This window comes from Clostridium sp. 1001283B150225_161107_B6 (genome assembly GCF_015556325.1).
In the GTDB taxonomy this organism is placed as follows: Bacteria; Bacillota; Clostridia; order Lachnospirales; family Lachnospiraceae; genus Enterocloster.
The window spans coordinates 1-14,434 of record NZ_JADNMD010000014.1; the positions used below are offsets into that span (position 1 = coordinate 1).

The following is a 14,434-nucleotide window of genomic DNA, read 5'->3' on the forward strand; positions in this document are numbered from 1 at the left end:
GTTGCCGTCTGCATCAAGTCCATATATTTTTTACAGCAGAGAGCGTCGTTAAGATTTTTCAACGGAAAATAGCCCAGAAGTTTTTCGGGAGATTCCTCCGATATCTGACGCTTTTTTTCCTGGTGTTTATTCTTGTGGTATTCCTGATTAAGTTTGCGAACCTGTTCGCTGTAAAAAGCAATCGGATCCTCAATCCCATTCTTCATAAGTTCGTTTACATAGCCGATGGCTTCGTGGGACCTGTGTGCAGTCTGCTTTTTTGCAGAGTCATAAAAACTCTCATAAATCTGAAGGTAAATCCCCTTCTTAAGATTGGATTTTTTTAAAAAGTAAGCCATAAGAATCCCTCCTCATACATTATAACACCATAACACCATTTTATAAAGAGAAATAAAACAATTTAGTCAAATTTTTAAAACACAGAAAAAAGCCAGCAACTATGCTGACTGTAAATATATAATGTGTTGAATTGCCCCTAAAGAATTATGGTGTTAAAGCCCAAAGACGGGGCTTCATTCATCGAAGGAGCTACCTGCAGCAGAATTGAGGCACCTCAAAGGTAAAAAGTGCAGCCAGATAACAAAATAGATGGGGAACCGTCCGGAAAGACAGGAATTGCATGTGCTGCCTTTCCGGATAAATTTTAATCAGGTTTCAAACGAGCGGCCCAAAAAACCTGGCAAAAACCTCTTGATTTATCAGCAGAAATATGATAGACTATACCACGTCAAAGTAATATCATTCTAGTATGCGCGAGTGGCTCAGGGGTGGAGCACCACCTTGCCAAGGTGGGGGCCGCGGGTTCGAATCCCGTCTCGCGCTTTTTTTATTGCCTTCAGGTGCATAAGCTGCATATTGAAATATTATACCAATACCATACCTCCTTCCAGACAGGAAAGGTCCCCCTTAACATCGCGCCCTTGCGTTCACTTTTTAAATTCCATCCACAGTAATAGGCATTTTTTAAGGGCTGCCCGGATTATCAAAATCCACGGCAGCCCCTTTGGCTTTATTTCTTCTGTTTTACGGTATTAAGGTATTCCATGATTCCCATATGTATGGTCCAGGCCATCCTGTCCTGGTATTCCTCATCCTCCAGTCGTTTGGCTTCCTTTCCATTGCTCAGGAATCCGCATTCCACTATGACGATAGGCTCCTTTACATGAAGCAGGAGATAATAATTGTCATTGGCCTTGGCCATCCTCTTGTTGGCCTCTCCCAGCACATAGTCGAAGCGTTTCTGCAAAATTTCTGCCAGATATTTCCCCTTCTCCGATGTCTTATAGTAAAAAACCTGGCCTCCGGATACATACTCCTCATGGTAGCTGTTCTGGTGAATGCTTACCACCAAATCCGGTGCTGCCTCATTTATGATTTCACACCGTTTTCTCATGTCCGCCATCTTCTTATGGCTGTCCCCGGAGCTGTACAGCCCCTGGTCTGAATCCCTGGTGAGGACCACCTTTACGTCGGAGGCCTCAAGATATGCTTTCAGCTGCTCTGATATCTTCAGGTTAATATCCTTTTCCAGCTGACCATTTATCCCCACCTTACCCGGGTCACTGCCTCCGTGTCCGGCGTCAATAACCACCACTGGCTTTGCCTTGTCTGCCTCTGCTGCCTGATTATGGACAGCCACCAATGTCCCTGCCTGCCATGATATCAGTGCCACGATACAAAGCAGCAGAATCCCCATCACTGTCTGCCATGCTGAATGCTTCATCAATGGGCGCTCCCTGATAACCTTTATTCCAGTATATTCACCCGCCTGATGAAAATGAACCTGATTTTACTCCATACTCAGAACGTTATAATCCTGCACCGCGTCCTCTATGATATATTCCAGGTATTCATACAGGATACTGGGATAGCAGTACTCCTTCCACATGGCGTATCCGGGCTGCTTCACAGCCTCCTTTACCACCTCATATGCCCTGCCTCCGTAGCAGGCAGCATTGAGGTCCCCGTATACCTTGGCCATCTGCTGCTTCTCTGATTCGGTCAGCTTCACAAATATGCTTCCCGTCTCCTCCTCCGCAGAATCCTTCATGGCATCGTAGGCCTGGTTATAGAATATCTGCTTGAGCACAGGAGGGCTGTATGTATTGAAATTCAGCAGGTTCTCATCCGTGCTCTTGTTTTTCCTGGCCCACTTTTCCATATTTACCTTGCGTGTATAGTAATAAAATGTCTCGTCTTCCATATAATCCAGCACGCCGTACTGGCAGGGAGGCGTGGACAGGGAGCTGGTTACCACCTCATAGATGCCGATATCATTATTCCTCATAAAATGCTGCACATGCAGGTGTCCGCTGAGAAACAGAGGGATATTGTCCCCTTCCAGCATCTGTATCAGCTCCTCACTGTGCTCAATGGTGCAGTCATCCGCATATACCTTGCTCTCTTCCAGCAGGTTGTGATGAGCCACAGGCAGAAGAATCACGCTGTCCTGGTCAGCCTGCTCAAGCTGCTTCTTTATCCACTCATATGTCTCTGTCTTTATCATTCCCCCGACCTTGTTGCGGGGTTCATACTGACAGGTATCCAGCATGAGAAGGCGCATGGAGGGTCCCAGGTCATAGGTGTAGCTGAGGGAATCCGTATCCCTGCTGCTGGCCTCTGAGTATCCGAACTCCTTATAGATGCGTTCAAAATCCTCGGGCGTGGTAGGCTCTGCCGGATACCGGTCTCCTCCGGAATACACCGAGGCGCTGGGATTGTTAATGTCATGGTTGCCCGGTATGACTACCACCGTGATACCGGCCTTCTCCACTTCATCCAGCTTTTCCGCCAGCTCCTCATGGCTTTTCTTTTCCCCCTGAAGACTTAAGTCCCCGCTGATAATCAGGACATCCGGGCTCAGAAGCTTGATTTCCTCCAGGGCTGCATCGGTTATCTCCCATACGTAATTGGTCAGTTTTCCGTCGCCGTGCTCCACCATGGACCGGAACATATCCCCCTGGTCTGTCAGGGATTCCGCCAGATAATGTATATCCGTCATAAGGATGATGCGTTTTCCTCCAATCAGCGGTTCTGCTTTTGTCTCCTTCTCAACATCCGGAAAAGGCTGTATCTCTGAGGGCGCAGGATGGGTGGGCTTTTGCAGCTCTGTTTCCTGAACTTTTTCCTGTACCGTTTCCTTTGTCTGCTGTTTTCCGGCGGTGGCGTCCGCCTGTTTTCCAGTCTGTACGCTGCACCCCGCCATGACTCCGGCCATTATGACCGCTGTCATGATTCCCGTTATCCTTGCTCTTCCTCTCATTTCCTTCCTCCGGTGTCACCCATTTCGTTTATTTAACCTCAGACACGATATCCCATATGTCCGCTGGCTCAAATCCCAGTTTCCAGCAGGCAACCCCTGCCAGGTCAAACTCATTAATCAGGTCAATCTTAAGCTTCATGGAGTCTTCTTCCTCCATCCATATATACTGCTGGCCGCTTCCGCTCACCGTCTCACCGTAATACTGCCCCAAGAGCTTATCCCATGTAAGCTCCACCTGGTTCTCCTCCACCCACTTCCTGGCATCTGATATGCCGTATGCCTTGGACGAGGTCTTTCCCTCATTCACAGTCCATACCCTGGTATAGAAGGGGACTGCATTGATAACCTTTTCCTTCGGGACCTCCTTCAGGGTATTCTCAATCCCCTCCCTCACATAGGGAATGGAAGACACGGAGCCTGCTTCTCCCCCTGCATAGTGTTCGTCATATCCCATAACAATCACATAATCAGCCACGATTCCCTGCTCCTTCCTGTTATAAAACGCGGTGTAGGAAGAAGGTACATAGTTGTCCACAGACAGTACAAGTCCTTTATTGCGGCAGGCAACCGACATTTCCCGTATAAACTGGACATAGTGGGGTCCTGCCTCTGCCTTCAGGCTCTCAAAATCCAGATTGAAGCCGTCAAAGCCGTAGGTATCCGCCTCATTCATCAGTTTTTCAATGAGCTTTTTTCTGGTGCTGGTGGAGGACATCAGGGTCTTTGTGTTAAGGTTCTTGACACTTTCCTCTGTACTTACATTCTCAACCATGGCCCACACCTTCAGTCCCATATCGTGGGCCTTATCCACATAATCCTTACTGGCCAGCGACGTATAGGTTCCATCACTGGACACCACATTGAACCAGGTGGGCACAATCACATTCATCCCTTTGGCATCGGAGGCATAGTCCTCAAGGGTGCTGTTTCCCTCCTGCCGCGTGACCTGATGGAATCCCAGCCTCACCTTGCCATCCATGGAAATGCTGGTATACACAGGCGCCTCAAAGGTGCTGACAGGCGCAACCTGCTCTCCCGGCTCCAGTTTCCGGTTCTCCACATATCCGATATAACCATCCGAGGTCCTGACTCTGGACCACTTTTCCAGAGTCTCCAGCACATCCACCGTCTCCCCGGCAGCTGCCTCTGTGATAATCTGGCTCTTGACGCCGCCCTTCACCCTTACCTGGCCTGCCTTTTTCAGTACGGCTGTGTCATAGGGCTGCCAGGAGGTGTCGATGAACACCCTCTTAATCTGGCTTGTGGCAAAAGCCTGCGTACGGATATCCGTATAATTCACCACAACGCCCAGGGACAGATACATCCCACTATCTGTAACCTTAAAGAGAGGGCCCTTTTCGCCCTGCGTACTCTCGTCCGCATATACAATGGAATCGGGCAGTGCGTACACAAGCAGTTTTTCGCCCTCGTCCCAGTAGAAACGCTGGTTCAGATATTCATTCACCCAATCCACCGGCAGGTACACCTGGCCATCCTCATAGATTCCCTTGGCCTCCTGCACCTGGTTATCCAAAATAAGGGCCACCTGACTGCCCTTAATCCCAAATATCCTGCTCTTATCCGCCAACTCACTGCTGGGCATGTATTTCCTGGCAAAAAGCAATCCCAGACCACCGCCTGCCAGGATAAATATGAACAGCAGAACCAGCACCGTGATTCCGCAGCCGTGACCTTTTCTTCTTCTGCTCATCCTGTCCTCCAGTTTCCTAATGATTGTATTTATTCTACCACAAAATAGAGTGTATGTACCAATTAATTGCTTACAATTTACAGTCATTAAGGAGGAAACAGGAACAAAAGCCCGGTATGCGCTGCCTGCTTTGGCTGCACAGGCTGAGACGGTACTCTTGGCCGCGCATGGGCCGGGCTTTTGTTGTCTGCTTTTATTATCTGCTTTTGTTATCTGCTTTTGTTATCTGCCTTGTTTATGAATCCTGGCTTTTTTTCTCTTTGGGAGGGTCACTGAGATACACTTTGTCAAATCTGATTTCCTTCAGACAGCCCTGCTCGGCGCCCACATAGTCGCCCATGTAAAAGCCCCCGTCTTCTCCCATCTCGAATATCTTCTCCCATTCCTTTTCCGGGCACTCGACTCCGTCAATGGTTATCCGAACCCCTTTGTTCTTGTATCTCTTCAATCCGTCCAGATAGGTTCTCTGATGTTTCTTCCGGTCTCCATATTCGGCACTTCTTATCATACTGATAAGTCCTCCCCATTACCACGGGACAGCCGGCCGGCGGCACCAAGGAGTTGTTTCCGTGACATACGCTTGCGCGCCGGTTCCCTCTGTCTCTTTTTTCTTCACAAAATTCTCTCAAACCACTGCATGGCGGCGTAATCCACTGAAAATGCATCTACTGAAAGAGGAACCCTGACCAAAGAAATCCCAAACCGTCTCTCTATCTGTTTTCTGGTGTCCTCACTGCCAAAGGCAGCCGTATATATCCACCCTGTCCTGGGTCCTTCCTCCTCTGATAAAAGCTCCAAAAATGCCTCCAGTTTCCACTCACTCAGCGCAGCCATGATAATCCTCACTTCGCATCTGAGCCACTCCGCCCGGATGGACGGTCTTAATTCCCCAAAATCAATTATGATTTCATCATAGGTTCCGTCCAGGCAGGACGCCAGCACGCGGGGGCCTCCCTGCATATAATATGTAACCCCGAAAATCTTGTATCTGTAATCCGCAGAATCTGCCTGCTTTCCGATATGACTCCGGCATATATCCTTCATGGTTTTCCATCCGCCGTGGTCATTCCACTCAATCACCGCAGTCCTGCGCTGCAGGGCACTGGCCATATAATTGGCCGTCAGGATGCAGAGATGGGTCACCCCGGTTCCCCGTCCTGTCCCTGTGATTCCGATGACCCTGCACCCTTTTGCAGGTTCGCGGCTGTGTTTAAAAAGATTTCTTTTAGAAAATCCCATCTCTCTAACCAGCCTCTTGCTCCGCCCTGTTCCCTGCCGCTGCCGGTCACGGCAGACCAGAGCGACTGAAAGAAAGCCTCTTCTTCCCGTTTCTGCCGGAAAGGATTTCCATAATCCGGCGAGACAAACAGCTTTATTCCTTTTAGGGCCCTGTCTGATTTGGCCGCGGCCCTTAATTCCTTTTGGCATACGGTCCGCGTTCCGCGCATTATAAAACCGCGGTTTCCGCCGCACCGGCCGGCCCAAACCCGGTTCATCCAGGTTATGTAATGCCGGATGTACGGCCCCTCCCAGATACCGGCGCTGCCTGTCCCTAATAAATCCGCCTTTGACGCCTTTAATTCCAGTTCCGCCTGCTGCCAGTCCGTTCCATAGTCTTTTACTATGACGTCAAATCCTGTCCCTTCATCCAGCTTCACGCAAGGTCCGTACCGCGGCCTTAAGAAACAGCCGTTCATGGCATAGATTCCAAAGCAGTCCGGGCGCATACCTGTCCTCCCGGCCATGGCGGCCACTGCCTGCGAATCGTTATGCTCCTCATAAAGAGCCCGGTACCCGTGCCTGTTCAGGAAATGTACCAGCCCCAGGGCCAAATGCGTGGTGCCTGTACCAGCCTTCATTCCGGTCAGTATCAAAATATGAGATGGTATCGCCTTGTGTTTCTTTTCTACTGTCAGTTCCCTGGTACACAGCGCCCGGAGGGCTGTCTCCACCTCCTTGGCGGAAGCGTACCGTTTCTCCATATTGGGTTCCATACATGTTCTGATAATCCGCTCAAACGCATCCGACCGTCCGGCAGGCTGTCCGGTCCCCTCCCTCAGGGTTCCCGCTGTCATAAAACGGAGGACTGCACCAATGGCATAAATGTCGGTCCTTTGGTCCAACAAACGGTCAGAAGCATACTGTTCAGGGGCCGCGCATCCCGCCGTACCGAATCGCTTTGAGGCAATGTTTGCCCGCCGGCTGCCTGCAGCATGATCAAAATCAATCAGCTTTACAGTGCCGTTGCAGATAATCAGATTGTTAGGTTGTAAGTCTAAATGTAATATGGGTATTTCACATGCAGAGTGCATGTAAGCCACAAGCCCGCAGACCTGCATCCCATAACGGGCTGCCTCTGCCTCTTGAATAGGACCCTGACTTGCAATCAGGGCATATAGAGAATATCCTTCAAGATACTCCTCGATTAAATAAAAAAATTCGGAATCTTCTTCTAAGTCATAAATCATGGGAATCCCCGGATGACGCAGTTCTTTTAACACCAATGCTTCCCTTTGGAAGGTGTCATAGTCGGCATCACTCCTGGAGATGCGCTTAATGGCCCTGTATTCCTCCAGGCCAATGTGCTCTGCCAGCCATACGGTTCCTGTCCGTCCGGTTCCCAGTTTGCGCAGCAGACGGTATTTGCCAAATAAAATGGTATTCCTTATCCACCCCTCCTTTGTCACAATATCATCTCATATTCCAATTTTACCCTTTTTTATGTCACCTGTCTATGGTCGTTATATCTTCCATGGCTTTCCGTATGTCATTTATACAACTTAAAAGCATCCTGCGGGCTGATATTTTTTAAATTTTTATGAAATGATTGATATTTCCACCTGTAATGTAGTATATTTAAAGTGTAGAAGTCTACTTTCGGCCTGAAGTACCCAAAAACACCCTGGTCCAAAGCAGATGCCACCACATTTGACACAGAACAGGAAGTGATTCTATGAAGATAGAACGTATCAATGATAACCAGATTCGCTGTACATTGACCAGCTTTGATTTAAGCGCGCGCAATATTAACCTGGTTGAACTGGCCTATGGAACAGAAAAGGCCAGAAAGCTGTTTCGGGAGATGATTCAGAAAGCCTCCAATGAGGTCGGCTTTGAAGCGGAGGATATTCCGCTCATGGTTGAGGCGATTCCGCTGTCCAGCGAAAGCATTATGCTGGTCATCACCAAAATTGAAGACCCGGAAGAACTGGATACCCGTTTTGCCAAGTTCTCACCTTTCACAGACGACAACCAGAATTCTCTTGTGTCGCAGTTAGCCAGTGAGTTCCTGGAGGGCGCACCGGATTCCCTGAATTACCTGGAGCCCGGCTCCGTGGAACAGGTTGGAGATGAGGACAGCACGGACAGGTCCCCTGAAACCCCTGCCAAGAAAAATATCGGCGCTGTTGCCAGCAGCCGCATTTTCCGTTTCAACAGTCTGGACCGCATCAGCGAAGCGTCCAGGGCCGTATGGGGAATCTATAACGGTGTCAACACCCTGTATAAGAAGCCCGGCACCAGACAGTACTATCTGATTGTAAAACGCCTGGACTGCGGCGACCTGGATTTCTCCCGGGTATGCAACATATTGGCGGAATATGCCACCAAGCTGTCAGGTGAAGCAGCCAGTGAAGCCTATTTCAGGGAACACTATGAGGTCATGATTCAGGATAATGCCCTTCAGAATCTTGCAAAAATCTAGCCTGCATATATAGATGGATACAGTTAAAACACCCCTGCGGCCAGGCGGACCGCAGGGGTATTATATTGCCTTAAAATATGCCGGGTACTGGCTTCTGAACATCTGCTCATTCATCATCCACCGGTTCAGGTGGAGGTCCATTGTCTCCGCCGCCTGATTTTTATCCCGGCGCCGTATTGCCTCCAGCAGTTTCTTATGGTCCTCTATTATCTTATGGTCCTTTACCGTTGCCACGGACAGGCTGCGGATTCTGTCATAGTGAATCGCCAGCCTCTGGCACATCTCATAGGTCAGCTCCTTCCGGCAGATGGAAAACAGCTTCCGGTGCATCTCATTGTCCAGCTCCAAAAGTTTCCGGGATGAGCCTCCCTCCAGATAAAATTCCTGAAGTCTGATGTTCTCATCCAGCCACCGCAGGTCCTCCTCATCCGCCTGCTGGCAGACCAGCTCAACAGCTGCCTTTTCCAGTACCAGACGGAGAAAACGCGCCTCCTCCACCAGCTCCACATCAATCAGCGCAATGCGCATACCTCTCTGAGGGAATATTTCAATGATTCTGGATTCCTCACTGAGCTGTATGACTGCCTCCCGCACAGGGGTGCGGCTGATGCCTATCATCTGCGACATCTCCACATCGTTAAAAGGCGCTCCCGGTTCCAGCTCCAGTGAAATAATGTTCTCCCTCAGGGTCCGGTATGCATACTGTCTGGCAGTCTCTCCATGTCTCTTTTCCTCTATCTTCATGGGTAAAACCTCCTAATACCAGTCCTCAGTCCTGAAGACCTACAGGGACTGTATCTCCTTCCAGACCTCATCGTCCACGTAAATCCCCAGCCTGTCATGCTCCTCATGGAACCGGGCGCTGCCCTGGCCCGGCGCCCTGACACTGCCGCCTTCCTCTGACGGAGCCGAGCTTTTTACGTACCGGACCGCCGTATCCATGATTTCCTTCATATGGGCATCCGTGGTGGTCCTGCCCGGATTCACCACAATCATGACCTGGGAACAGCCGCCGCAGCTGCCGCAGCCTTTCTCGTCCATACCGGCAGCGCCCATGCCGTCCGTGAGCACGGAGCCCAGGATATCCAGCATGAAGGAAAAGGCCGAACCCTTCCAGTACCCCACAGGAAGCACACGGCGGGACTTCTCAATGGCGCCCGGGTCGTCCGTCAGCTTGCCTTCTTCATCAAACCCTCCGGGATACGGCAGCTTTTCCCCGGCCAGCCGCGTAACCTGCAGCTTTCCGTAGGAGTACTGGGACATTGCCATGTCCAGCTGGAGAGGTTCTCCCCCGCCAGCAGACGGCACAGCCATGACAAAGGGATTGTTGCCCAGACGGCATTCCTTTCCGCCCCACGGGGGCATACAGGACTCCGTATTGGTCCACATGATTGCCGCATACCCCTTTCTGGCGGCGTACAGCCCATAGGTGCCTCCCCGCATCCAGTGAGTGGTATTGCGGATTCCCACCATGCCGATGCCAAACTGGTCCGCCAGCTCCATGGCCCGGTCCGCGCAGTAAAGGGCGTTCAGGATGCCGGGGCCCATGTTTCCATTGTAAACCCTGAGTGCGCCGAATTCCCGCTCCAGGGATGGCACGGCATTTACATCCACCCAGCCTTTCTTAATGTAGTTCACAAACCTGGCCACCCGGTTGGTGCCATGAGAATATACCCCGTCATAGGTAGTCTCCGTGTGTATGCGGGCGCATATCTCCGCCTTTTCCTCAGACATCCCGTATTTGACCAGCACCCTCTTTATCTCACTCTTAATTTCATCAAAGGTTAATCTCACCGCACCCATCCCTTCCTGCTGCATCGTCCTAGCGGTTCTGCTTCCGGATGGCCTCCCACAAACCATTTAAGTAGCATGCTCCCAGGGCCCTGTCGTAAAGGCCGTATCCCGGCATGGACACCTCTCCCCAAATAGCCCTTCCGTGGTCAGGGCGCATGATTCCGTCAAAACCAATGTCATACAGCGCTTTCATTATCTCATACATATCCATGCTGCCGTCTTCTGAGAGATGGGCAGCTTCCTGGAAATCTCCAGGAGCATTATACTGCAGATTGCGCACATGTGCAAAGGGAATCCTTCCTTTTAAGGACCGGATGATATCCGGAATGTCGTTTTCCGGATTGCTTCCCAGGGAGCCAGTGCACAGAGTGACGCCGTTAAAGGCTGCATCCACGGCCTTCATCAGCTTAAGGAGCTGCTCCTTGCCGGTAATAATTCTGGCCAGTCCAAACACGGGCCACGCTGGGTCATCCGGGTGAATGGCCATCCTGATATCATACTTCTCGCATACAGGCTGGATTGCCTTCAGGAAATACACCAGGTTGTCAAAAAGGCGGTCCTCATCCACATCCTTATACATGTCAAACAGTTCCTTAATGCGGGCCATGCGCTCCGGCTCCCATCCAGGCAGCTCAAATCCATTGGACTTTTCTCCCATGGACTGGAACATGTTCTCAGGGTCAATCCTGTCAATCTCCTTCTGACTGTAAGCCAGCACCGTGGAGCCGTCCGGGCGCTCCTTAGCCAGGTCGGAACGGGTCCAGTCAAAGACCGGCATGAAATTATAGCACACCACATGGATATCAGCCTGGCCCAGACGCTCCAGGGTAGTAATGTAGTTGGCAATGTACTGCTCCCTGTCAGGGGTGCCCACCTTGATTGCATCGTGGATATTGACACTCTCAATCCCCAGAACCTTTAATCCCCTGGACTCCACCTGTTCCTTCATCTGAAGGATGCGCTCCATGGGCCAGACCTCCCCGGCCGGAATGTCATACAGGGTGGTAACCACGCCCTTCACACCCGGTATCTGCCTGATTTGCTCCAGAGATACAGAATCCACGCCCTCACCGAACCAACGCAATGTCATATCCATAACTAATTTCCTCCTTGAACTGTATGTGCAGTGCTTTTGTGTTTTTCCGTTTATGCGGAAATAAATATCTTAATATACTAATATATTACTATTTCCCAGACAATCTGTCAATACCATAGAATATAAAAAGAACCCGGCTCAGTCACATATCCCCTGAGCCAGGTTCCTCCAATCACTGTTTCAGATATTCATCAGGCTTTTGCTGCCAGAATTTCGTTAATCTGGGAAACAAGTGTATCACAGTCAATACCGTGTACCATACAGGCCTCTTCCAGAGACTCTCCTTGGGATGCCGGTCAGCCAAGGCAATGCATTCCGGCACGCATCAGGATTGGAGCAATACTGTCATCTACATGGATTAACTGTCCGATGAGCATGTCTTTACTAATTTCCATTATCGTGTCCTCCTTATATTTCTGCTATCAGTATACCCAATTTATCGGTCTACCACGCTTCTACCATCATAATACGTTTTTCGACATTTTACAAGTCCAACCTGGACATACATATTTTTCATATTAACCATAATTATCAAGGCTTGTTAAAAAATATTATCACTAAGCCCTCTTGACGTGTATACAATGTGCATAATATAATAAGTGTTGCAAAAGCAACAGCACAAATCCTGTTTTTTTAGTAGACTATGGATGTCCGGTAAGACCGGTATGGCTGTGAAACAATTGGTTAACAATAGTTTTTATATAAAGGTTCACGCATTTCACAGGAGGAAAAATCTATGAGAACAGAGTGGAACACATTTAAAGGCGGTGTATGGCAGCGGGAAATCAATGTACGCGATTTCATACAGAAAAACTATACCCCCTATGACGGAAACGATGAGTTTCTGGAAGGTCCTACCCAGAATACCACAGAGCTGTGGGACCAGGTCATGGAACTGTCAAAAAAAGAACAGGAAGCCGGCGGAGTCCTGGATATGGATACAAAAATCATTTCCACCATTACCTCCCACGGCCCGGGATATTTGAATAAGGACAAGGAAACCATTGTAGGCTTTCAGACCGACAAACCCTTTAAGCGTTCCCTTCAGCCTTACGGAGGTATCCGCATGGCCATGAAGGCCTGCCAGGATAACGGTTATGAGGTTGACCCTGAGATTGTGGAATTCTTTATGAAGCACAGGAAGACCCACAATGCCGGTGTGTTTGATGCATACACCCCTGAAATGAGGGCCTGCCGTTCCAGCCATATCATCACAGGGCTGCCGGATGCCTATGGACGCGGACGCATCATCGGAGACTACCGCAGGATTGCCCTTTACGGTGTGGACGCCCTGATTCAGGAAAAAAAGGAAGAAAAGGATTCCACGCGCACCATCATGTATTCGGATGTTATCAGGGAGCGCGAGGAGCTGTCTGAGCAGATTCGAGCCCTGGAAGACCTGAAGGAGCTGGGACGTATCTATGGTTTTGACATTTCAAAGCCGGCTTCCGATGTGAAGGAGGCCATACAGTGGACCTACCTGGGCTACCTGGCTGCTGTCAAGGAGCAGAACGGCGCCGCCATGTCCCTGGGACGCACCTCCACCTTTCTGGATATCTACGCTGAGCGCGACCTGGCGGAAGGACGTTATACGGAGAAAGAGATTCAGGAATTTGTAGACCACTTTATTATGAAGCTGCGTCTTGTAAAATTTGCCAGGACGCCGGAATACAACGAGCTGTTCTCCGGGGACCCCACATGGGTTACGGAATCCATCGGAGGTATCGGAATCGACGGACGCCACATGGTGACCAAGATGTCCTTCCGTTATCTGCACACCCTTCAGAACCTGGGCACTGCCCCTGAGCCGAACCTGACCGTACTCTGGTCCACAAAGCTTCCTGAGAACTTTAAGCGGTTCTGTGCCAAGACTTCCATTGAGTCCTCCTCCATCCAGTATGAGAACGATGATTTGATGAGGGTAACCCATGGCGATGATTATGCCATTGCCTGCTGTGTATCCAGCATGCGCATCGGCAAGGAAATGCAGTTCTTCGGCGCCAGGGCCAACCTGGCCAAGTGCCTGCTCTACGCCATCAACGGCGGGGTGGATGAAATCAGCGGCAAGCAGGTAGGCCCCAAGTACCGCCCCGTAACCACGGAATATCTGGATTTTGACGATGTAATGGACAAATACAAAGATATGATGAAGTGGCTGGCCAAGGTATATGTCAATGCCCTGAACATCATCCACTACAATCACGATAAATACTGCTATGAAAGGCTTCAGATGGCGCTCCATGACAAGAAGGTGACCCGCTGGTTCGCAACCGGCATCGCAGGCCTTTCCGTTGTGGCAGACTCCCTGTCCGCCATTAAGTATGCCAGGGTCAGGGTTGTCCGCAATGAACAGGGCATTGTGACCGACTATATTGTGGAGGGAGACTTCCCTAAATATGGAAATAACGATGACAGGGTAGACCAGCTGGCAGCAGACCTGGTACACACCTTCATGAGCTATATAAAGGGAAACCACACCTACCGCGGCGGCATTCCCACCACCTCTATCCTTACCATTACCTCCAATGTGGTATATGGAAATAACACAGGCGCGACCCCGGACGGCCGGAAGGCCGGCCAGCCATTTGCACCGGGGGCCAACCCAATGCACCACAGGGACAGCCATGGGGCGGTTGCATCCCTGGCCTCTGTGGCAAAGCTTCCATTCAGGGATGCGCAGGACGGTATCTCCAATACCTTCTCCATCATTCCCGGCGCTCTGGGCAAGGATGACCAGATTTTCATGGGCGACCTGGAAGTAGAGCTGAACGGCTGCGGAGGCGGCTGCGAAGCGCCCACCCTCTTTGAGGGACTGGACTCCGAGGCCGACATCGAGGAATCCTGATTAACAGCATATAAACCATTTTC

12 protein-coding genes, 1 tRNA gene and 1 pseudogene are annotated in these 14,434 nt (G+C 50.3%); 3 read left to right on the plus strand and 11 right to left on the minus strand.

The genetic code is table 11. From position 1 onward, the window contains the following. A pseudogene (locus I2H39_RS23990) lies at positions 1 to 338 on the minus strand (transposase); the annotation flags it as partial. A 412-nt stretch (positions 339 to 750) separates the two neighbouring features. On the opposite strand from I2H39_RS23990, the gene I2H39_RS23995 reads away from it, so the two are divergent. Beyond that, positions 751 to 822 (plus strand) — tRNA-Gly (locus I2H39_RS23995). 187 nt (positions 823 to 1,009) lie between these two features. Here I2H39_RS23995 and I2H39_RS24000 read toward each other — a convergent pair. The 6 genes from I2H39_RS24000 to I2H39_RS24025 all read right to left on the minus strand — a co-directional run bounded on the left by I2H39_RS24000 (position 1,010) and on the right by I2H39_RS24025 (position 7,660). Further along, complete coding sequence (locus I2H39_RS24000) at positions 1,010 to 1,723, minus strand: N-acetylmuramoyl-L-alanine amidase (RefSeq protein WP_138306387.1); 714 nt, start codon at positions 1,721 to 1,723, stop codon at positions 1,010 to 1,012. Between the two features lie 66 nt (positions 1,724 to 1,789). Further along, positions 1,790 to 3,262: a metallophosphoesterase gene (locus I2H39_RS24005; RefSeq protein ID WP_138306386.1), complete on the minus strand. Its 1,473-nt coding sequence runs from the start codon at positions 3,260 to 3,262 to the stop codon at positions 1,790 to 1,792. A gap of 28 nt (positions 3,263 to 3,290) precedes the next feature. Next, complete coding sequence (locus I2H39_RS24010; protein WP_195627693.1) at positions 3,291 to 4,973, minus strand: glycosyl hydrolase family 18 protein; 1,683 nt, start codon at positions 4,971 to 4,973, stop codon at positions 3,291 to 3,293. Positions 4,974 to 5,208: 235 nt separating this feature from the next. Continuing rightward, positions 5,209 to 5,481, minus strand: a complete 273-nt coding sequence (locus I2H39_RS24015; RefSeq protein ID WP_138306384.1) for a hypothetical protein — start codon at positions 5,479 to 5,481, stop codon at positions 5,209 to 5,211. A gap of 104 nt (positions 5,482 to 5,585) precedes the next feature. After that, entirely contained in the window at positions 5,586 to 6,212 is a 627-nt protein-coding gene (locus I2H39_RS24020) for a hypothetical protein (RefSeq protein WP_227147406.1), read from the minus strand. Continuing rightward, a complete protein-coding gene (locus I2H39_RS24025) occupies positions 6,113 to 7,660 on the minus strand; it encodes a serine/threonine-protein kinase (RefSeq protein ID WP_227147404.1) in 1,548 nt (515 codons plus the stop codon). Before I2H39_RS24025 ends, I2H39_RS24020 begins: the two co-directional genes overlap by 100 nt. Before the next feature lie 266 nt (positions 7,661 to 7,926). Here I2H39_RS24025 and I2H39_RS24030 point away from each other — a divergent pair, with 266 nt between their 5' ends. Beyond that, positions 7,927 to 8,676, plus strand: coding sequence for an adaptor protein MecA (locus tag I2H39_RS24030; RefSeq protein ID WP_195627694.1), 750 nt, complete (start codon positions 7,927 to 7,929; stop codon positions 8,674 to 8,676). Positions 8,677 to 8,736: 60 nt separating this feature from the next. Here I2H39_RS24030 and I2H39_RS24035 read toward each other — a convergent pair whose 3' ends face one another. The 4 genes from I2H39_RS24035 to I2H39_RS24050 form a co-directional block, all read right to left on the minus strand. After that, the gene (locus I2H39_RS24035; protein ID WP_138306382.1) at positions 8,737 to 9,420 is read right to left on the minus strand and encodes a GntR family transcriptional regulator; all 684 of its coding nucleotides are present in this window, start codon (positions 9,418 to 9,420) and stop codon (positions 8,737 to 8,739) included. Between the two features lie 39 nt (positions 9,421 to 9,459). Then, positions 9,460 to 10,494, minus strand: a complete 1,035-nt coding sequence (yiaK, locus tag I2H39_RS24040) for a 3-dehydro-L-gulonate 2-dehydrogenase (RefSeq protein ID WP_240305734.1) — start codon at positions 10,492 to 10,494, stop codon at positions 9,460 to 9,462. A 4-nt stretch (positions 10,495 to 10,498) separates the two neighbouring features. Then, the gene (uxuA, locus tag I2H39_RS24045) at positions 10,499 to 11,566 is read right to left on the minus strand and encodes a mannonate dehydratase (RefSeq protein ID WP_138306380.1); all 1,068 of its coding nucleotides are present in this window, start codon (positions 11,564 to 11,566) and stop codon (positions 10,499 to 10,501) included. A gap of 191 nt (positions 11,567 to 11,757) precedes the next feature. Beyond that, positions 11,758 to 11,964: a DUF1858 domain-containing protein gene (locus I2H39_RS24050; protein WP_347563790.1), complete on the minus strand. Its 207-nt coding sequence runs from the start codon at positions 11,962 to 11,964 to the stop codon at positions 11,758 to 11,760. A gap of 338 nt (positions 11,965 to 12,302) precedes the next feature. Here I2H39_RS24050 and pflB point away from each other — a divergent pair, with 338 nt between their 5' ends. Next, a complete protein-coding gene (pflB, locus tag I2H39_RS24055; protein WP_138306378.1) occupies positions 12,303 to 14,411 on the plus strand; it encodes a formate C-acetyltransferase in 2,109 nt (702 codons plus the stop codon). The last annotated feature ends 23 nt before the right edge of the window (positions 14,412 to 14,434 follow it).